Origin of the sequence: Kitasatospora sp. NPDC094019 (assembly GCF_044764505.1) — a bacterium.
Lineage (GTDB): Bacteria > Actinomycetota > Actinomycetes > Streptomycetales > Streptomycetaceae > Kitasatospora.
This window is the reverse complement of the sequence record NZ_JBIWIF010000016.1, coordinates 71,289-89,566: the sequence shown is the minus strand read 5'-3', so window position 1 is coordinate 89,566 and position 18,278 is coordinate 71,289. Positions and strand designations below refer to the sequence as shown.

At 73.7% G+C, this 18,278-nt stretch carries 16 protein-coding genes; 6 read left to right on the top strand and 10 right to left on the bottom strand.

What is annotated here, in order from left to right; all coding sequences use genetic code 11:
• Window positions 1-23: 23 nt before the first annotated feature.
• Genes ACIQ9P_RS29680 through ACIQ9P_RS29670 form a run of 3 tightly spaced genes read right to left on the bottom strand, consistent with a single transcriptional unit; the run spans window position 24 to window position 3,194 of the window.
• Entirely contained in the window at window positions 24-872 is an 849-nt protein-coding gene (locus ACIQ9P_RS29680; RefSeq protein ID WP_402362754.1) for a carbohydrate ABC transporter permease, read from the bottom strand.
• A complete protein-coding gene (locus ACIQ9P_RS29675) occupies window positions 869-1,846 on the bottom strand; it encodes a carbohydrate ABC transporter permease (RefSeq protein ID WP_402362751.1) in 978 nt (325 codons plus the stop codon). The genes ACIQ9P_RS29680 and ACIQ9P_RS29675 overlap by 4 nt, the downstream gene beginning before the upstream one ends.
• 37 nt (window positions 1,847-1,883) lie before the next feature.
• Window positions 1,884-3,194 (bottom strand): extracellular solute-binding protein, encoded by a 1,311-nt coding sequence (locus ACIQ9P_RS29670; protein WP_402362748.1) that lies wholly within the window; start codon window positions 3,192-3,194, stop codon window positions 1,884-1,886.
• A gap of 320 nt (window positions 3,195-3,514) precedes the next feature.
• On the opposite strand from ACIQ9P_RS29670, the gene ACIQ9P_RS29665 reads away from it, so the two are divergent.
• The 3 genes from ACIQ9P_RS29665 (at window position 3,515) to ACIQ9P_RS29655 (ending at window position 7,388) form a co-directional block, all read left to right on the top strand.
• The gene (locus tag ACIQ9P_RS29665) at window positions 3,515-4,339 is read left to right on the top strand and encodes an IclR family transcriptional regulator (protein WP_402362745.1); all 825 of its coding nucleotides are present in this window, start codon (window positions 3,515-3,517) and stop codon (window positions 4,337-4,339) included.
• A 286-nt stretch (window positions 4,340-4,625) separates the two neighbouring features.
• The gene (locus ACIQ9P_RS29660; protein ID WP_402362742.1) at window positions 4,626-5,357 is read left to right on the top strand and encodes a dienelactone hydrolase family protein; all 732 of its coding nucleotides are present in this window, start codon (window positions 4,626-4,628) and stop codon (window positions 5,355-5,357) included.
• Window positions 5,358-5,726: 369 nt separating this feature from the next.
• Complete coding sequence (locus ACIQ9P_RS29655; RefSeq protein ID WP_402362739.1) at window positions 5,727-7,388, top strand: alpha/beta hydrolase; 1,662 nt, start codon at window positions 5,727-5,729, stop codon at window positions 7,386-7,388.
• A gap of 315 nt (window positions 7,389-7,703) precedes the next feature.
• On the opposite strand, the gene ACIQ9P_RS29650 is transcribed toward ACIQ9P_RS29655, so the two are convergent.
• The 3 genes from ACIQ9P_RS29650 to ACIQ9P_RS29640 all read right to left on the bottom strand — a co-directional run bounded on the left by ACIQ9P_RS29650 (window position 7,704) and on the right by ACIQ9P_RS29640 (window position 9,605).
• The gene (locus tag ACIQ9P_RS29650) at window positions 7,704-8,153 is read right to left on the bottom strand and encodes a hypothetical protein (protein WP_402362736.1); all 450 of its coding nucleotides are present in this window, start codon (window positions 8,151-8,153) and stop codon (window positions 7,704-7,706) included.
• Window positions 8,150-8,704 (bottom strand): universal stress protein, encoded by a 555-nt coding sequence (locus tag ACIQ9P_RS29645; RefSeq protein WP_402362733.1) that lies wholly within the window; start codon window positions 8,702-8,704, stop codon window positions 8,150-8,152. The genes ACIQ9P_RS29650 and ACIQ9P_RS29645 overlap by 4 nt, the downstream gene beginning before the upstream one ends.
• Before the next feature lie 151 nt (window positions 8,705-8,855).
• A complete protein-coding gene (locus ACIQ9P_RS29640; protein ID WP_402362730.1) occupies window positions 8,856-9,605 on the bottom strand; it encodes a TetR/AcrR family transcriptional regulator in 750 nt (249 codons plus the stop codon).
• Window positions 9,606-9,885: 280 nt separating this feature from the next.
• On the opposite strand from ACIQ9P_RS29640, the gene ACIQ9P_RS29635 reads away from it, so the two are divergent.
• A complete protein-coding gene (locus tag ACIQ9P_RS29635) occupies window positions 9,886-10,980 on the top strand; it encodes a substrate-binding domain-containing protein (protein WP_402362727.1) in 1,095 nt (364 codons plus the stop codon).
• A 50-nt stretch (window positions 10,981-11,030) separates the two neighbouring features.
• Here ACIQ9P_RS29635 and ACIQ9P_RS29630 read toward each other — a convergent pair whose 3' ends face one another.
• From ACIQ9P_RS29630 to nirB, 3 genes are read right to left on the bottom strand one after another with little or no spacing between them, the layout of a single operon-like run.
• On the bottom strand, window positions 11,031-12,398 hold the full coding sequence (locus ACIQ9P_RS29630) for a nitrate/nitrite transporter (protein ID WP_402362724.1): 1,368 nt from the start codon (window positions 12,396-12,398) through the stop codon (window positions 11,031-11,033).
• A gap of 60 nt (window positions 12,399-12,458) precedes the next feature.
• Window positions 12,459-12,833 (bottom strand): nitrite reductase small subunit NirD, encoded by a 375-nt coding sequence (gene nirD / locus ACIQ9P_RS29625; protein ID WP_402362721.1) that lies wholly within the window; start codon window positions 12,831-12,833, stop codon window positions 12,459-12,461.
• Entirely contained in the window at window positions 12,830-15,445 is a 2,616-nt protein-coding gene (gene nirB / locus ACIQ9P_RS29620; protein ID WP_402362718.1) for a nitrite reductase large subunit NirB, read from the bottom strand. Before nirB ends, nirD begins: the two co-directional genes overlap by 4 nt.
• A 282-nt stretch (window positions 15,446-15,727) precedes the next feature.
• Here nirB and ACIQ9P_RS29615 point away from each other — a divergent pair, with 282 nt between their 5' ends.
• Together ACIQ9P_RS29615 and ACIQ9P_RS29610 are read left to right on the top strand one after the other, a co-directional pair.
• Window positions 15,728-16,888 carry a uroporphyrinogen-III synthase gene (locus tag ACIQ9P_RS29615; RefSeq protein ID WP_402362715.1) on the top strand — a complete coding sequence of 387 codons (1,161 nt, stop codon included), beginning with the start codon at window positions 15,728-15,730 and terminating at the stop codon, window positions 16,886-16,888.
• The gene (locus ACIQ9P_RS29610) at window positions 16,888-17,745 is read left to right on the top strand and encodes a sirohydrochlorin chelatase (RefSeq protein ID WP_402362712.1); all 858 of its coding nucleotides are present in this window, start codon (window positions 16,888-16,890) and stop codon (window positions 17,743-17,745) included. The genes ACIQ9P_RS29615 and ACIQ9P_RS29610 overlap by 1 nt, the downstream gene beginning before the upstream one ends.
• On the opposite strand, the gene ACIQ9P_RS29605 is transcribed toward ACIQ9P_RS29610, so the two are convergent.
• The gene (locus ACIQ9P_RS29605; RefSeq protein WP_402362709.1) at window positions 17,735-18,268 is read right to left on the bottom strand and encodes a hypothetical protein; all 534 of its coding nucleotides are present in this window, start codon (window positions 18,266-18,268) and stop codon (window positions 17,735-17,737) included. The two genes, ACIQ9P_RS29610 and ACIQ9P_RS29605, sit on opposite strands and share 11 nt — an antisense overlap.
• Window positions 18,269-18,278 lie beyond the last annotated feature (10 nt).

The following is an 18,278-nucleotide window of genomic DNA, read 5'->3' as shown; positions in this document are numbered from 1 at the left end:
CGCAGGACCGACCCCGGGAGTCCTCAGTCCTTGACGGCGCCCGCCAGTCCGGAGACCAGCTTGCGCTGCACCGCGATGAAGAAGATCAGCACCGGCACGGTCATCAGCGTCGAGGCCGCCATGATGCCGCCCCAGTCGTTCTCGTCCGGCTTGAAGAACACCAGCAGCGCGGAGGGCAGGGTCTGGTTCTCGGTCGCGCTGATGATGAAGGTCTTGGCGAAGACGAAGTCGTTCCACGCCGCGATGAAGGAGAACACGCTGGTCGCGGCCAGCCCCGGGGCGACCAGCGGCAGCAGGACGGTCCAGAGGATCCTGGTCCGGCTCGCACCGTCGATCTGCGCGGCCTCCTCGATCGACACCGGCACCGCGGCGACGAAGCCCCGCATCATCCAGATCCCGAACGGCAGCGAGAAGGCCAGCTGCACCAGGATCAGCGAGGCCAGGGTGTTGAGTCCGATGCCGGGCGCGAACCGGCCCGCGTCCCGGAACATGAAGAACAGCGGGATGGTGAGCGCCTCGACCGGGATCATCTGGGCGATCAGGAACATCACCATGATGGTGGTCCGGAAACGGAACCTGAACCTGGTCACCGCGACCGCCGCCAGGAAGACCACCAGCGCCGAGAGCACCACCACGGACAGCGCGATCACCAGGCTGTTGAGGAAGTACCGCCCGAAGCCGTCCACGCTGAGCACCTGGCGGAAGCTCTCCAGGGTCGGATGGGCCGTCCACGGCCGGGGGTCGAGCGACTGCACCTCGCCCTTCGGCTTGAAGGCCGAGAGCACCATCCAGAAGATCGGGAAGGCGGTGACGACGGCCACCACGAGGGCGGTGGTGTTGGCGCCGAGGCGCCAGCGGCTACGGGCGTTCACAGTTCGTTCCCCGTCCTGCGGAGCGAGCGGATGTAGAGGACGGTCGGGATCACCAGGACCAGCAGCATGATCACGCCGATGGCCGCGCCCAGCCCGTACTGGGAGGAGGCGAACGCCTTCTGGTAGGCGTAGACGTTGAGGACCAGGTTCTGGCCCGCGATGCCGCCGCCCTCGGTCATCACATAGATCTGGGTGAAGACCTTGAAGTCCCAGATGACCGACTGGATCACCACGATGGTCAGGATCGGCCGGAGCATCGGGGCGGTGATCCGGCGGAAGGTGGTCCAGGTGCCGGCGCCGTCCAGCGCCGCCGCCTCCAGCACCTCGGCCGGGATCGCCCTGATGCCCGCGTAGAGCGTCACCATGACGAACGGGAACGAGTGCCAGACGACGACGGCACCGACGATCAGGAACGCCGTCCACTTGTCGTAGAACCAGTTGAACTCGTGGAAGCCGTCCAGACCGATGCCGACCAGGGTCTTGTTGACCAGACCGAGGTTGGTGTCGAACAGGAAGCTCCACACCGTCGAGCCGGTCATCGCCGGCGCCGCCCAGGCCGCCATCGCGGCGGTGGTCAGCACCAGCCGGGGCACCCGGCCCACCCTGGTCAGCAGCACCGCGAGGGTGGCGCCGACAGCCAGAGTGGCGACCACGCAGAACGCGGCGAAGCCGAGCGTCTGCGACAGCACCGACCAGAACTGCCCGTCGCTCAGGATCTTCCGGTAGTTGCCGAGGCCGACGAAGCTCGTCGGCACGCCGCCGGAAGCCTGCGCCTGTCCGAAGTTCAGGACGGACAGCAGCCCGAGCTGGTAGATCGGATAGGCGACCAGCGGGATCATGACGAGCGCCGCCGGCAGCAGGAGCAGCAGCGGGGTACGGCGGCGGCCGCGCGGGGGCGCGGCCGCCGCGGCGCCCCGGCGCCGCCCGCTCGGGGAGGGCGGCGCCGCCGGGGCGGTCGTGGTGGGTGCGGACACGTACGGGACCTGCTCTCTGGATGCCCCGGGGGCGGGCTCAGCGGGCGGCGAAGGCCGAGGTGATCTGCGTGGCGGCGTCACCCGTGGCCTTGGCCACGTCCGCCTTGCCGGTGACGACCTGCTGGAGCATGGTCGGGATGACGGACTGGGCGTCGATCTGCGCCCACGCCTGGTCCAGCGGGACGAAGCGGGTACCGGCCGCGATGGTGTCGGTGAACGGCTTCAGGAACGCGTCCTTGGCCGCGACCTTGGCGTTGACCGACTTCAGGGTCGGCAGGTTGCCCATCGCGTCGTACATCTGCTCCTGGTAGCCGGGGCCGGCCAGCAGCTGGGCGAACTGCACGGCCAGGGTGCGGTGCTTGGCCGCCTTCATGACGCCGAGGTTGTTGCCGCCGGCGAAGGCCGGGGCGACACTGCCGGCCTTGGCGCCGGGCAGCGGCACGACCGCGTACTTGTCCTTGGCCGCGCCCGCGTCCACCTTGCTGCGGCTGGAGTTCGGCAGGATCGCCATGGCCGCCTTGCCGGCCGCGAACAGGTCGACGGTCTTGCCGCCGGTGAGGTCGGCGCACTGCTGCGCCGGGCAGCCGGCCTCGTCGAACAGGTCGGTGTAGCGCTTCACCCCGGCCTGCGAGGCGGCCGAGTCGATCGCCGCCTTGAAGGTCTCGCCGTCCTTGGCGGCGATGTCGCCGCCCGCGTCCCAGACGAAGGGCAGCGCGCCGAAGGTGTACTTGCCGCCGATCGCGATGCCGAAGGTGTCGGCGTGCGCGGCGTGGATCTTCCGGGTGGCGGCGACCAGCTCGTCGTAGGAGGTGGGCGCGGCCAGTCCGGCCTCGGTGAACAGGTCGGTGCGGTAGTACAGCGCGCGCACGCCGACCCACCACGGCACGCCGTAGGTCTTGCCGCCGAGGACGGCGGTCTTGGCGATCGCCGGGTCGAGGTCGCCCTTGTCCGCCCAGCCGTCGAGTTCGGCGCCGATCTCGGCGAGTCCGCCGGCCGCGACGTAGCCGGGCAGGTCGGTGTTGCCGAACTCGACCAGGTCGGGAGCGCTGTTCGGGTCGTTGAACGCGCCCTTCATCTTGGCGGCGCGGGCCGAGGCGTCGGTGTCGATGTAGCTGACGTTGACGGTGACGCCCTGGTGGGCCGCCTGGAACTCGGTGACCGCCTTGGCGACCACCGCCTCCTTGGCGGCGTTGCCGGCCTCGTTGTAGAGCCAGACCTGAAGGGTGCCGGTCCGGTCGTCGCCGGCCTTGTCGCCGGCCGGGACAGCGGTGCCGGGCGAACAGGCGGCGGCGGCAAGGCAGGTGGCGGCGAGGACGGCGGCCGCGGTGGTCCGTCTGACGATACGCATGGGTGAGGAGCCTCCCCTCCCGACAGCTGCCGCCGGGACGCGCCGTCGCGGACGGGCACGTCGCAGCAGGCCCTGACCGGGGCCGATGGTGGATGTGGGGGTGGTGACGCGGGTGGGTACGGCAGTGCGTCCGCTCGGATGGGCGGCGTCGCCTGCTCGATGCCAGGGACGTTAGGCGGGGGCGCGGACGACCAACAAGAGCCGATTCGGGAAGTTTTGCAGTGCACAACGCTGTATCGAAAAAGCGGCCCGCATGCCCTTAGGGGGTACGGTTCGACAACCGCCGCAGACGGACGGCGGAACGAGAGGGGAACGGACCGATGACGGAGCAGACCGCCGCCACCACCGGGAAACCGCGGAAGGCGGCGGGCGAGCGCAACCAGTCCTCGTCCCTGCGCCGCGCGCTGTCCGTCCTCGGCTACGTCCGCGACCACGGCGACGGCCGCGGCGTCCCGCTCGCCCAGCTCGCCGAGGCGCTCGACCTCAACAAGTCGACCGTGCTGCGCCTGACCGGTCCGCTGCTCGACGAGCACCTGCTCGACCGCGACCGGGAGACCGGCTGGTTCCGCCTCGGCCACGGCTCGCTCCGGCTCGGCCAGGCGTACCTCTCCACCCTCGACCTGCGCAGCGTCGCCGCCGAGCACCTGCGCCGTCTCCAGCGCGAGGCCGGCGAGACCGTCCACCTGACCGTCTGGCAGGCGCCCGGCATCGTCTACCTCGACAAGGTCGAGGACGAGACCAACGTCCGGATGGCCTCCCGGGTCGGCAGCCGGGCCCCCGCCTACTGCACCGCGACCGGAAAGGCGATCCTGGCCTGGCTCCCCGAGGAGGCGGTCACCGAGGTGGTCGCGGCCGGACTGCGCCCCGTCACCACCTGGACCATCTCCGACGAACCCCGCCTGCGCGCCGACCTCGCCCGCATCCGCGCCCGCGGCTACTCCATCGACGACCGCGAGAACGAACCCGAGGTCCGCTGCGTCGCCGCCCCGATCTTCGACCACACCGGCGAGGTCACCGCCGCCCTCTCGGTCTCCGGCCTCACCTCCCGGATGACCGCCGCCCGGGTCCGCGCCCTCGGCCCGGTGGTCGCCCAGGTCGGCCTGCGGATCTCCCGCGAACTCGGTTCCGACCGCCCGGTCGCGTGACCCGGGCGGGCGCGTGACGGGCGCGGGCGCCTCCGTGCGAGGGGCGGCCACGAGCGGCGACGGGCGGGCGCGAACGCTCACGCGAAAACGCGAACGGGCCCGGTACCTGAAGAGGTACCGGGCCCGTTCGACCTTGGAGCGCCAGGCCCGGGTCGCACGGACTCTCCCCACTGAAAGTGGGACGTGCTCTGGTAGCACCACTGACGCCTGACGAGAGATCATTCCCTCGCGACAGGAAGAACAGTACCAGTCCGGAACACCCGCCCGAACCGCAGGAGAACCGCGCATGTCCGTCACCACCCCGACCGAGACCGTCGAGTACGCCCCCGGCCGGTTCCTGGACGTCCACCGGCCGCCGACCGGGCAGGACGGACCCTGGCCCGTCCTCCTCCTCTGGCACGGGAAGGGCCCCGACACCCGGTTCGAACTCGCCCCGCTCGCGCGGGAGGCGGCCGGACACGGCCTGCTGGTACTCACACCGGACTGGAACTCCGACGCGGAGGACGGCGGCCGCGCCGACCTGCTGGCCTCGCTGGAGCACACCCGCCGGCACGCGGCCGACCACGGCGGCGACCCCGCGCTCGGCCTGGTCCTGGCCGGCTGGTCGATGTCCGGCCGGGAGGCGATAGCCGTCGCCACCCGGCGCGGCCTCCCCGAGGAAGGCCGCCCCACGGCGGCCGTCGGCATCGCCTCCAGCTACGCCCGCCCGGCGGTCACCACCGGCGAGGCGCCGCTCAGCGCCCTCGCCGACCGCCCCTCCCCCGTACCGCTGTTCCTGATCCACGGCACCGGGGACGACCTCGTCCCCGCCGACACCACCCGGGCCCTGGACACCGCCCTGCTGACACCGGCGGCCGAGTTCCTGCAGCCCGACACCGACCACGCCGGCGTCATCCTGACCGAGTTCGACCCGGCCCTCGGGCACTGTGTCGCCGCCCGGGCGCCGCACGCCGTCGAGGCCGGCCGCGCCACCGCCGCCCTGCTGGCCCGCGCCGCCGGACTCCCGGTCCGCGCCTGACGGGTCCGGGTCCGGGTCCGGCGCCTCCCCCGGCGTCGGACCCACCCTTCGGAACCGCACCCGGAAGCACATGTGGAAACGCGAACGGGCCCGGTACCTGAAGAGGTACCGGGCCCGTTCGACCTTGGAGCGCCAGGCCCGGGTCGCACGGACTCTCCCCACTGAAAGTGGGACGTGCTCTGGTAGCACCACTGACGCCTGGCGAGGGATTCTGTTCGTCCCCCTCGCGACAGGAAGAACACTACCAGGTCGGAGCGGGTGCGCCGGACCACGAACGGCCGCCGCCGCCGAACCGCCCCGCCGTCACAGCTTCATAACGTCACGTCAGCTGAGTGGATGTCACATTGCACATATCACATCATGCTGACCATGAGAAAAGTCATCGCCTTACTGTCCGCCGCCACCGCCGTCGCCGTGCTCGGTGGCGCCTCCGCCGTCGGCGCCGAGCCCGGGGCCGACGGACTCGACGACCGGAGCGTGCTGTCCGACACCGGCCAGGGCACACTGACCTGGAGCTCCTGCGAGGACCCGACCGCACCGACGCTGCAGTGCGCGATGCTCGACGTCCCGGTGGACTACTCCGACCCGCGCGGCCGCAAGATCAAGATCAAACTGAACCGGCTCCCGGCCACCGCGCCCAGGAACAAGCGCCAGGGCCCGATCCTGCTCAACCCCGGCGGCCCGGGGAACTCCGGCCTCTGGATGCCCGCCTTCATCTCCGGACAGATCCCGGCCGACGTCGCCTCCACCTACGACTGGATCGGCTTCGACCCGCGCGGCACCAACGGCAGCGAGCCCCATGTCGTCTGCGACCCCCACTACTTCGACGCCGAGCGCCCCGACTACCAACTGGACCAGGGCACCGCGAAGGTCTGGCTGAAGAAGGCCGCCGGCTATGCCTCCGACTGCGCGGCCGACTGGTCCTGGCTCCTCCCCCACATGACCACCGTCGACAACGCCCGCGACCTGGACAGCATCCGGCGGGCGCTCGGCGAACCGAAGATCAACTTTTACGGCGGCTCCTGGGGCACCTCGCTCGGCTCCACCTACGGACAGCTGTTCCCGTCCCGGGTGCGCCGGATGGTGCTCGACAGCATCGTCGGCCCGACCACGACCTGGTACGAGCACAACAAGCTCCAGGACAAGGAGCACCAGCGCCGCTTCGAAGCCTTCACGGCCTGGACCGCCAAGGCCGACTCCGTCTACCACCTCGGCACCGACCCCGCCGACATCCAGCGCGCCTACGACCAGGTCGAGGCCGCCCTGCGGACCGAACCGCTGGACGCCGCCCCGGCGGTCGGAAAGATCGGACCGGCCGAGTTCGAGGACACCTTCTACGGCGGCGGTTACAACTTCCTGCGCTGGCCCCGGATGGCCACCGTGCTCTCCGCGTACGTCACCCAGCACGACACCCGGCCGCTCGCCATCGCCTACAACCGCTACGCGGCCCCCGGCGCCGACGACGGCGCCTTCCCGGCGTACAACGCCGTCCAGTGCACCGAGAACGCCTGGCCGCGGGACTGGGAGTACTGGAAGAAGGACCAGGCCGCGGTCGACGCCGTCGCACCCTTCTACACCTACAACAACATGTGGTACAACGCCGCCTGCATGTTCTGGCCCTACGAGGGCAACCGGGCCGGCCGACTGAAGATCACCGGCAAGGGCCTGCCGCCCGTCCTGCTCTTCCAGTCCACCGAGGACGGCGCCACCCCCTACGAGGGCGGGCTCGCCATGCGCGACGCGCTGCCCAGCGCCAAGCTCGTCGTCCAGGACGGCGGCAGCTTCCACGAGATCCTGTTCCACGGCAACGCCTGCCTGGACGACACCTTCACCGCCTACCTCCGCGACGGCAGCCTGCCCGGCGGCAAGGGCCGGATCGCCAGGACCTGTGCTCCCGGCGCCGAACCCGATCCGGTCTACGTGACCCCGCCCCCGGCCGCCGCCAAGGCCGCCGGTGGTGCCGTGGGTTCGCCCGACGCCGCCCCGCTCGCCCCGACCGACCCCGAGGCGGTCCGCGGCGTACTGCGCTGACCCCGCGGGAGAACGCGAACGGGCCCGGTACCTGAAGAGGTACCGGGCCCGTTCGACCTTTGAGCGCCAGGCCCGGGTCGCACGGACTCTCCCCACTGAAAGTGGGACGTGCTCTGGTAGCACCACTGACGCCTGGCGAGGGATTCTGTTCGTCCCCCTCGCGACAGGAAGAACGCTACCAGCTCAGAACGGGTGTCCGAACCACGGGGAACGGCCGGGTGACTGCGGGTCACTCGTGGACGACGTCCCCGGCGGGGGTGAGGCCGAGGTCCTGGAGGCGGCGGGCGGTGTCGGCCGGGGTGCGCCCGCGCCCGGTCACCCGGAGCACCTCCGCCAGCGTGACGGGCCGCTCCGGGCTCGGTCCGGCACCGGTCCCGGGAAGCTCGAAGCAGTCACCGCCGTGCGCTGCCGGCCACCGGGCCGGGGGCCGTGCGGAGCCGGGAGAAGGGCGGCGACGAGGGCCGCGGCGAACGCGGCGGCGGTGAGGACGAGGACGTGGACGGCCTCGGCGGCCGGGACGGCGAGGCCGAGGGCGCCGTGCCGGTGTTCGACGAAGCCGTTGTGGAAGAGCCAGGCCGCGGGGCCGATCAGCGGGGCGGCCGACGGACGGGAGCGGCCGCCGACGGCGGCACAGACGGCGGCGTAGGCGGCGAACGCGACCCAGGTGGGACGGAGTTCGCCGAGCACGGCGAGCGCGGGCAGCAGGGCGGCGGACGCGGTGAGGGCGACCGCGGCGGACATCGAGGGGGCGAGGCGGACGGTCACACCGTCACCGTCAGCCTGGTCCGGGGGCGGCGCTCCATGGCCTCCAGTTCGCGCTGGAGCGGCGGCTTCGGCACGGCCAGCACCGGGCAGGCGGCGTGCCGCACGCAGTAGGCGGTGATCGAGGGGCGCAGGGTGCGGGCGAGCAGGCCGCGGGGGCCGGCGCCGAGGACGAGCAGGTCGTCCGGCCGGTCGGCGCAGCGGACCAGCGCCTGCCCGGTCTCGCCGCGGACGGCCACGGCGCGCACCCGGGCGCCCGGCCGGGCGCCGCCGAACGCCTGGTCGAGGGCCTCGCGCAGCCGGGTCGCGGCCGCGTCGCGGCAGGCGGAGAGGAGCGGCGGGCAGGGCGAGCGGCGGTAGCCGAACTCGCCGCCGACCGGGGTCCAGCAGTGCACGGCGAGCACCTCGGCGTCGGTCCGGCGGGCCTCGGCGACGGCGCGGTGCAGGGCGGCGAGACTGCCGAGCGAGCCGCTGACGCCGACCACGATCCGGCCCCGGCCGTCGTCCTCCGGTGCCCCCGGTTCTTCGGTGAGGGCTGTCGGCTGGTCCGCCATGGCGCTGTCCGTCCTTCCGACCGGTCACCGGTCGCTGATGACCGGTGTCGTCGGTGCCAGCCAAGCCGGGGCGGCGGGGGAAGAACGGTTCGTTGACGGGGCTCTGACGCGGGCGGGGCCGGTCCGTACGGGTCCCTGACGGGGGCGGCGGTCAGGCGGTGGGCGGTGCCTCGGGCGACGCGTCGGGCGAGACGGCGGCCGGGGTGGCAGCCGGTGCGGCGGCGCGAGAGGCAACCGGTGGGTGGGCCGGGGTCGCGGCGGGGGTGTCGGCCGGGGAGTCGGCCTCCCAGAGCTCGGCGAACACCCGGTCCAACCGCTCCTCCCCGACCGGCGGGACGGACAGCGGGTGGACGGCCCGGGCGCGGAAGCCGTCGAGCAGCAGCGCGAGGTGGCGGCGCCACAGGTCGGGGCGCAGTTCGGTGGCCGCGGGCAGGGCCCGGCAGAGCGCGCCGACCATGAACAGCAGGTCCATGGTGACGACGTCGGCGCGCATGGTGCCCTGCTCCTGCGCGCGGGCGACCAGGGCGCCGACCCGGGCGGCGTTGCGCCGGCTGATCCCGATCAGTCCGGGGACGGTCGGGACGGCCCGGGTGACCAGGTCGTTGATCCCCCGGTCCGCGGCGACCAGTTCGAAGATCCGCTCGAAGTAGCCCTCGATCGCGCTCCAGGCGTCCTCGGTGGCCAGCGCCTCCTCCCCGGCTTCGGCGAGCAGGTCCGCGGCGTTCGCGAAGACCTCGCCGACCAGGGCCTCACGCGTCGGGAAGTGCCGGTAGAGGGTGGCGTTGCCGACGCCCGCCTCCTTGGCGATCTGGTCGAGCGGGACGTCCAGGCCGTGCCGCGCGAACAGGTCGCGGGCCGTGGCGAGCAGGAGGTCGCGGTTGCGCCGCGCGTCGAGCCGCAACCGCGCGGGTGGACGGGGACTACAACCGGGACCGCCGATGCCTGTCCTGCTCGCTGCCATGCCCCGACCCTAACAACGCGGGGCCCCACCGCCCGCCCGGCCCGGAACGGGTGGCCGGGGCCCCACCGGAGGAAGAACAGGTGGCGGTGGAAGGGCCGGAGGACCGGCGATGACCTGCGGTGCGCCGTGCGTCCCCGGGCGCCGGGGGCTGTCGGGCGCCGGACGGGCGACTCCAGGATGCCGGTGACCGAACCGTCCCCCCCGACCGGGAGTCCGCCCCATGCTTCGCCTCGCCGCCCGGGCCGCCTCGGCCCTCGCCCTGGCCTCCGCACTGGCCCTCGCCGTCACCACCCCCGCCCTCGCCGATCCTCCGCAGCCGGCCGCGACCGACATCGTCGGTGTGGGGGCGGGAACCACCGAGCTGCTGTTCGACCAGTTCTCCACCGACTACAACGCCTCACTGGCCGCCGCCGGGGACACTACCTCGCCCCGGCTGTACAGCTGGGACGCGACCGGCACCACGGCGATCACGACCAAGACCGGCGCGACCCCGATCGTCCGGCCCGACCGGAGCGGCCCGGGCATCCTCACTCTGAACAACACCACCAGCAGCGCGGTCGACTTCGCGCGCTCCACCCGTGGGCCCGCGACCACCGACCCCAGCACCGACCTGTTCGTGGCGATGGCCAAGGACGCGGTCAGCTGGGCCGCCCCGGCGGGCGGCAACGCCCCGGCGAACCTGACCAAGGCCCAGTTGTTGGGCATCTACAACTGCGAGATCACCAACTGGCGGCAGATCGGCTCCTCGCTGCCGGACGCCACCATCGTGCCGGTGCTGGCCGGCCACCTCCTCGTGGACCGCCTCGGCGTCGACGGCGCCGCGATGGACAGCTCCTCGTTCTTCCTCGGGGCCATCGGCTACCTCCCCCCGCCGTACTACGGCGGCGGGGCCGACCGCTCCTGCGTGCGGGTCGTCCAACGCGGGGACCAGGGCACCGATCCGGTCCTGCACGACCCGAACGCGATCGTGCCGTACTCCGTCGGCCGGTACGTCGGCCAGGTCTACAACGGGCGCACCCGGCCGGGTGACGACCAGGGCGTGCTCACCGTGCGCAGCCTCGACGGGAATCCGGCGGTGGAGGAGCCGTCCCACCGGATCGGGTACGCGCTCGCCACCTCCTCCTTCGCGTACATCCTGTACAACACGGTGCGCGCCAACGAGTGGAACACCGCAGATGCCCATGGCTGGGCGCTGCGCAACATCTTCGGTGTCTTCGGGTGGATCTGCAGGTCGCCCGTGGCCGCCTCCCTGGTCCGCGGTTACGGCTTCCTCTCCCTGGCGAACGGCGCCTGCGGCTCGACCAGGCACAGCTGACCCGTCGGCCCCGGGCGCGCTTCCTGCGCCCGGGGCCGACGGCGTCCCGGTCAGCGCCGGGCGCCGGGCCGGAGCCAGACCGCCCAGGTGAGCGCGGAGCAGCACAGGTAGGCGATCAGGAAGGCCAGGTAGGCGTCGTCCCCGTTGCCGCTGCCGAGGAAGGACTGCCGGAAGGCCAGGTTGACCAGCACCCCGCCGAAGGCGCCGATCGCGCCGGCCAGGCCGATCAGCGCGGCGGTGCGGCGCCGGGCGGTGGCCTCGGCGGTGGCCGGGTCGGCGCCGTCGGCGACGGCGAGGCGGGCCCGGCCCTCGTAGTGGGCGGGGATCATCTTGTAGGTCGAGCCGTTGCCGAGGCCGCTGAGGACGAACAGCGCGATGAAACCGGCCAGGAAGAGCGACAGCGAGCCGGCCCGGGAGGCGGCCAGGACGACGGCGGTGCCGGCGCCCATCGCGACGAAGGTGACCAGGGTGACCCAGGGGCCGCCCCAGCGGTCGGCGAGCCGCCCGCCGACGGGCCGCAGCAGGGAGCCGAGCAGCGGGCCGAGGAAGGTGAGCGCGGCGGCCTTGACCGGGGTGTCGAAGCGGTCGTGGAACTGCACCTGGAGCACCTGGCCGAAGGCGAACCCGAAGCCGATGAACGAGCCGAAGGTGCCGATGTACAGGGTGGAGACGGCCCAGCCGTAGGGGTCGCGGGCGACCTCGCGCAGCGAGCGGTCGGCGGGGGCGCCGGGCTCCCGGGGCACGGTCGGGAGGTTGTCCATCCGGCGCCAGGCGAGCGCGGCGGCGGCCAGGATCAGCGGCAGGTAGATCAGCGGCAGCAGCCGGGGGTGGGCGGCGCCGGCGGTGGCGAGCACCAGCAGGCCGAGCAGCTGCACGGCGGGGACGCCGAGGTTGCCGCCGCCCGCGTTGACGCCGAGGGCCCAGCCCTTGAGGCGGTGCGGGTAGAAGGAGTTGATGTTGGCCATCGAGGAGGCGAAGTTTCCGCCGCCGACTCCGGCGACGCAGGCCACCGCGAGCAGGGTGCCGTAGGAGACGCCGGGCGTGAGCACGAGTGCCGCCAGGCCGGTCGGAACCAGCAGCAGCAGGGCGCTGACCACCGTCCAGGTGCGGCCGCCGAACCGGGCGACGGCGTAGGTGTACGGCAGCCGGAGCAGTCCGCCGAGCGCGGTGGGGAGGGCGGTCAGGGTGAACTTGCCGGCCGGGTCGATGTGGTACTCCGGGCCGAGGAAGAGGACCAGGACGGACCACAGGCTCCAGACCGAGAAGCCTATGTGCTCGGAGAGGACGGACAGGATCAGGTTGCGGCGGGCCGTGCGGGCGCCGGTGCGTTCCCAGAACTCGTGGTCCTCCGGGTCCCAGTGGGTGAGGGTGCGGGTGTCGGCCGTCCGGGCCGGGCGGGCGCCGAGGGCGGTGGTCATGGCCGCCGCTCCTTCCAGGGGTCGGTGGTCATGGCCGCTGTTCCTTCCAGGGGTCGGTGGTCATGGCCGCTGTTCCTTCCGGGGGTCGGTCGCCGTGGCGCGGACCGGCCACCGGCGGAGCACCGCGGGGGTGCCGTCGGGGGCGGTGTCCTCGTCCAGGCAGCGGCCGTCGGTGAGGTCGAAGGTCTGCTTGTACATCGGCGAGGCGAGCGTCGGCCGGCCCTCGCGGCTGCCGAGCAGGCCGCGGGAGAGCACCTGCGCGCCGCTGAACGGGTCGCGGTTGTCGACGGCGTACAGCGCGCCGGAGCGGTCGACGAACAGGGCCACCTGGGTGTCGGCGGGGGGCAGCAGGACGGCGACGCCGCGGCCCGGTTGCAGGTCGTCGAGGCTGCAGACGGGCTGCCAGCGGGTGCCGTCGTGGATCTCCACGGTCACTTGGCGAGCACCTCCAGTCGGGGGCCGGCCACGAGGACCGGGGCGGGAGCGGGGGCGGGGAGGACGTGGCCGTCCTCGTCGGGGCGGGCGGGGCGGATCTGGCCGCGCTCGGGCACGAAGGTGACGGCCGGGTCGGGGGTACCGGGAGCGTTGACGAACGAGGCGAAACGGCGGAGCCGGTCCGGGTCGGCCAGCGTAGCGGCCCACTCGTCCTGGTAGGAATCGATGTGGCGGGCCATCAGGGCGTCGAGTTCGGCCGCGATGCCGAGCGTGTCGTCCAGGACGACCGCGCGAAGGTGGTCCAGACCACCGTCGAGCCGTTCCAGCCAGACCGAGGTGCGCTCCAGCCGGTCGGCGGTCCGGATGTAGAACATCAGATAGCGGTCGATGGTGCGGATCAGCGTCCCGCGGTCCAGGTCGGCGGCGAGCAGGTCGGCGTGCCGGGGCGTCATTCCGCCGTTGCCGCCGACGTAGAGGTTCCAGCCGGTGGAGGTGGCGATGATGCCGAAGTCCTTGCTGCGGGCCTCGGCGCACTCGCGGGCGCAGCCGGAGACCGCCGACTTGAGCTTGTGCGGGGAGCGCAACCCCCGGTAGCGCAGCTCCAGTTCGATGGCGAGGCCGACCGAGTCCTGGACGCCGTAGCGGCACCAGGTCTCGCCGACGCAGGACTTCACGGTGCGCAGTGCCTTGCCGTAGGCGTGCCCGGACTCGAAGCCGGCGTCCACCAACCTGGCCCAGATGGCGGGCAACTGGTCGACGCCGGCGCCGAACAGGTCGATCCGCTGACCGCCGGTGATCTTGGTGTAGAGGCCGAAGTCACGGGCCACCTCGCCGATCGCGATCAGGCCGTCCGGGGTGATCTCGCCGCCGGGCACCCGGGGCACCACCGAATAGGAGCCGTTGCGCTGGAGGTTGGCGAGGAAGTGGTCGTTGGAGTCCTGGAGGGCGGCCTGCTCGCCGTCCAGGATGTGGCCGTTGGAGAGGCTGGCCAGGATCGAGGCGACGGTCGGCTTGCAGATGTCGCAGCCCTCGCCGGTGCCGTGCCGGTCGACCAGCGCGGAGAAGGTGCTGATACCGGTGACCAGCGCGATCTCGTACAACTCGGCCCGGCTCTGCGGGAAGTGCTCGCACAGACCGGTCCCGACCGCCGCCCCCGCGGCGGTGAGCTCCTCGGTGACGACGGTGGTCAGCTGCTTGAGGCAGCTGCCGCAGCCGGTGCCGGCCCGGGTGCACTTCTTGACGTCGGCGACGCTCGCCGCGTCCTGCTCCCGGACGGCGGTGCGGACGGCCCCCTGGGTGACGTTGTGGCAGGAACAGAGCACCGCGTCGTCGGGCAGCGCGACCGGGCCGGCGGCGGCGGATCCGGCGGGCAGCACCAGCTGCTCGGGCGGGACGGCGAGCGGTCGGCCGGCCGTCGCCAGCGGGCGCAGGATCCCGTACGCGTCGGTGTCGCCGACCAGGACGCCGCCGAGCAGGGCGCCGTCGGAGCCGATCACCAGCTTGCGGTAGACGCCGAGCCGACCGTCGCTGTAGAGCACGTCGAGCGCGCCCTCGGCGCTGCCGTGCGGGTCCCCGAAGCTGGCGACGTCGACACCGAGCAGTTTGAGCTCGGTCGAGGTGTCGGCACCGGTGAAGCCCGGCCCGGGGCGGCCGGCGAGTTCACGGGCCGCCGTCTCGGCCATCTGGTAACCGGGGGCGACCAGTCCGTAGACCCGGCCGTCGGCGGCCTGGGCGCACTCGCCGATGGCGAGGACGGCCGGATCCTCGGTGCGGCAGCGCTCGTCGACCACGATGCCGCCGCGCGGGCCGACCGCCAGGCCGCAGTCCCGGGCCAGTTGGTCGCGGGGGCGGACACCGGCCGAGAACACCACCAGATCGGCCGCTAGTTCGCGGCCGTCCGACAGGAGCAGGCCGCGCACCGCACCGTCCGGACCGGTGGCGACCCCGCTCGCGGCGGCCGCCGTGTGGACGGTGACGCCGAGTTCCTCGATCTTGCGGCGGAGCACCGCGCCGCCGCCCTCGTCGACCTGGACGGCCATCAGGCGCGGGGCGAACTCGACCACGTGGGTGGTGAGTCCCAGCGCCCGCAGCGCGCCGGCGGCCTCCAGACCGAGCAGGCCGCCGCCGACCACGACACCGGTACCGCCGCCCGCCACCACGGCCCTGGTCGCGTCGGCCCGGATCGCGTCGAGGTCCTCGACCGTGCGGTAGACATGGCAGCCGACGGCGTCCCGACCGGGCACCGGCGGCACGAACGGGGCCGAGCCGGTGGCCAGCACCAGGTCGTCGTAGCGCAGCCTGGCGCCGGAGCGGGTGGTGACGGTGCGGGCGGCCCGGTCGACGGCGGTCACCGGATCGCCGAGGCGCAGCTCGATGCCGTGCTCGGCGAGGAAGCCGGGCGGGCAGAGCGTGAGGTCCTCGGGCGTACGGCCCTCGAAGAGCGAGCTGAGGTGGACCCGGTCGTAGGCGGGGCGGGGCTCCTCGGCGAGCACGGTGACCCGCCGGCGCCCGGCGCCGGGCTGCTCGGTCCAGGACTCCAGGAAGCGCTGGCCGACCATGCCGTGGCCGACCAGGACGAGGTCCAGCGGCGGCTCGGCCCTGTGCGACGTCATGCGTGACTCCTCGGGGTGGTGCGGTGGGGTGGGGTGGGGTGGGGTGGGTGCGGAGCGGATGCGGTGGGGTGGGGTGGCGGAGGGGCCGGTGCCGAGAAATCTCGCCGGTGGTCGTTTCGCCTCCGGGTCCGCCGTGTTGCGCCCCCGGTACGCCTCGCTCACGCCCGGTACCGTCCGAGGTGCGGCTTCGGACATCCCCCGTAACGGGAGCGGCCCGTTCGCTAACGCCCGGGTGACGGCCGGGCAATCGGCCCGTAACGAGCGGCCCGCACCCTTTCGGCCATGGCAACAACCACCCTCACCGGACCGCGCCCCACCCCGCGGCCCGGACCCCTCACCGGCTTCACCATCGGGGTGACCGCCGCCCGCCGCCGGGACGAGCTGACCGCGCTGCTCACCCGGCGCGGCGCGCAGGTCGTCGAGGCGCCGGTGCTGCGGATCATGCCGCTCGCCGACGACCTCGCACTGCGCCGGGCGACCGAGGCATGCCTGGCCGCGCCGCTCGACTACGTGGTCGCCACCACCGGCGTCGGCTGGCGCGGCTGGATGAGCGCCGCCGAGGGCTGGGGCCGGGGCGCCGCCCTCGCCGACGTGTGCCGACGGGCCGTCGTCCTCACCCGGGGCCCCAAGGCCACCGGCGCCGTCCGGGCCAGTGGCCTCGGCGAGGGCTTCTCCCCCGGCTCCGAGGCCACCGGCGAACTGCTGACCTGGCTGCTCGCCCGCCCGCTGGCCGGCCGGCGGATCGCCGTCCAGGAACACGGGGTGCGGCTCGACGACTTCGCGGCCGCGCTGCGCGAACGCGGCGCCGAGGTGATCTCGGTCCCGGTCTACCGCTGGGCCCCGCCCGACGACCCGGCCCCGGTGCGGCGGCTGGTCGAGCAGACCGTCCGCCGCCAGGTCCACGCCCTCGCCTTCACCAGCGCGCCCGCGGTCAGCGCCTTCGTCGCGACGGCTGCCGCCGACGGCCTTCGCGACGCGCTGCTCGACGCACTGCGCGGGGACGTGCTGCCGGTCTGCGTCGGCGCCCTCTGCGCCCGGCCGTTCGCCGACCTGGGCCTGCCCGCGGAGTTTCCCGAGCGCGGACGGCTCGGCTCGCTGGTCCGACTGCTCGCGGAGACCCTGCCGAGCCGGGGCCGCCGCGAACTCGACCTGGGGAGCACCCGGTTGACCCTCCAGGGCAACGCCGCCCTGGTCGACGGGGAGAGCCGCCTGCTCAGCCCGCGCGGCGCCGCCGTCCTGCGCGCGCTCGCCGAACGCCCCGGGCACGTGCTCAGCCGCGCGGACCTGCTGCGCACCGCCTGGCCGGACGTGGCCGCCGACGAGCACACCGTCGACGAGCACGCCGTCGAGGCGGCGGTCGGGCGGCTGCGGGCGGCGCTCGGGCCGCACGGGAAGCTGATCCGCACCGTGCCGAAGCGCGGCTACCGGCTGGCGGTGGGCTGATGGGGGCGCGGCCGCCCGACGGGCACGGTGCTGGCGCCGGGGCCACCCTGGTCACCGGGGCTACCGGGGTGGCCGGGACGCTCGGCCTTGTCGCCCCCGCTCGCCGGTCCGCCGCCGGCCCCGGGCTACCGCGCGCGCGGGCGACGGAGGGTCCTGTCCTGCTCGCCGTCGCGCACGGCAGCCGGTCCGCCGCCGGGGTCGCCGCGAGCCACGCGCTGCTGCGCCGGGTCCGCGCGCTGCGCCCGGGGCTCGACGTGCGTTGCTGCTTCCTCGACCTGGCCCGCCCCTCCCTGCCCGAGGCACTCGCCGCGCTGGACGGGCGAACGGCCGTGCTCGTCCCGCTGCTGCTCGGCGGCGGCTACCACCTGCGGGTGGACCTGCCCGAGGCCCTCGCCGCCGCCGGACTGGCCCGGCTTCCGCTCGCGCGGGCGCTCGGCCCCCACCCGCTGCTGGCCGCCGCGCTCGCCGACCGGCTCGCCTCCGCCGGGCGCCCGGTCGGCGGAGGGCCGGTGGTCCTCGCGGCGGCGGGCTCCTCCGACCCGGCCGCCAACGCCGACACCGCGCGGACGGCCGAGCTGCTCGCCGACCGTCTGGGCGACGGCTGCCCGGTCGTCCCGGCGTTCCTGTCCGCCGCCCGCCCCACCCCGGCGCAGGCGGTCGCCGCCCTGCACCGCGCCGGCCACCGCCACGTCGCCGTCGCCACCCATCTGCTCGCCCCCGGCTTCTTCGCCGACCGCGCCGCCGCCACCGGCGCCCACTGGACCAGCACCCCGCTCGGCACCCACGACGCCCTCGCCCACCTGGTCGCCCTGCGCCACGACGAGGCCCGCACCGAGGCGCTCGCCACTACCCGCTGACCGTCGGGTCCGGGAGTCGAGCGTGCCGTCGTCGCCGCCGGTACGAGTACGTCAGCGCGAGGATCAGCGGTCCCCAGAGCACGAACAGCCCGCTCACCACGGTCGCCAGCGCCCGCCACCAACCGTTGACGAAGCCGACGTCGTGGAAGCCCGCGAGCTCGAAGGTGGTGAGCACCCACTGCACGGTCAACGCCGTGAACGCGCCGCCCGCCACCGTCCCGGCGGCGACCACGAGCCAGCCGGGCACCCGCTCGCCCCACGGCCGGACCAGCCCGGAGCAGAGCAACGCGAAGGCTTCGGACAGCAGGCTCAACGCGAGGACGTAGGGCACCGTCACCCAGAGCGGGAGGTCCTCGCGCGGCATGTCCATCCCCATCCGGAACCCGAACCCGAACGGCAGCCGCCACAGGCACACCGGCAGGGCGAGCAGGGGCAGCGCCCGTGCGGCGCGCAGCGCCCAGAAGGGGACGGGTCGTTCGGCGGCCGGGGTGATCCCGCTCGTGGTCAGGTCCGTCGTCGTCATGTCTCCACCC

Excerpts from the sequence above, each read along its gene's own strand:
- ACIQ9P_RS29670 (WP_402362748.1), bottom strand. The coding sequence starts at position 3,194 with ATGCGTATCGTCAGACGGACCACCGCGGCCGCCGTCCTCGCCGCCACC.
- ACIQ9P_RS29665 (WP_402362745.1), top strand. The coding sequence starts at position 3,515 with ATGACGGAGCAGACCGCCGCCACCACCGGGAAACCGCGGAAGGCGGCG.
- ACIQ9P_RS29660 (WP_402362742.1), top strand. The coding sequence starts at position 4,626 with ATGTCCGTCACCACCCCGACCGAGACCGTCGAGTACGCCCCCGGCCGG.
- ACIQ9P_RS29655 (WP_402362739.1), top strand. The coding sequence starts at position 5,727 with ATGAGAAAAGTCATCGCCTTACTGTCCGCCGCCACCGCCGTCGCCGTG.
- ACIQ9P_RS29645 (WP_402362733.1), bottom strand. The coding sequence starts at position 8,704 with ATGGCGGACCAGCCGACAGCCCTCACCGAAGAACCGGGGGCACCGGAG.
- ACIQ9P_RS29635 (WP_402362727.1), top strand. The coding sequence starts at position 9,886 with ATGCTTCGCCTCGCCGCCCGGGCCGCCTCGGCCCTCGCCCTGGCCTCC.
- ACIQ9P_RS29630 (WP_402362724.1), bottom strand. The coding sequence starts at position 12,398 with ATGACCACCGCCCTCGGCGCCCGCCCGGCCCGGACGGCCGACACCCGC.
- nirB (WP_402362718.1), bottom strand. The coding sequence starts at position 15,445 with ATGACGTCGCACAGGGCCGAGCCGCCGCTGGACCTCGTCCTGGTCGGC.
- ACIQ9P_RS29615 (WP_402362715.1), top strand. The coding sequence starts at position 15,728 with ATGGCAACAACCACCCTCACCGGACCGCGCCCCACCCCGCGGCCCGGA.
- ACIQ9P_RS29610 (WP_402362712.1), top strand. The coding sequence starts at position 16,888 with ATGGGGGCGCGGCCGCCCGACGGGCACGGTGCTGGCGCCGGGGCCACC.
- ACIQ9P_RS29605 (WP_402362709.1), bottom strand. The coding sequence starts at position 18,268 with ATGACGACGACGGACCTGACCACGAGCGGGATCACCCCGGCCGCCGAA.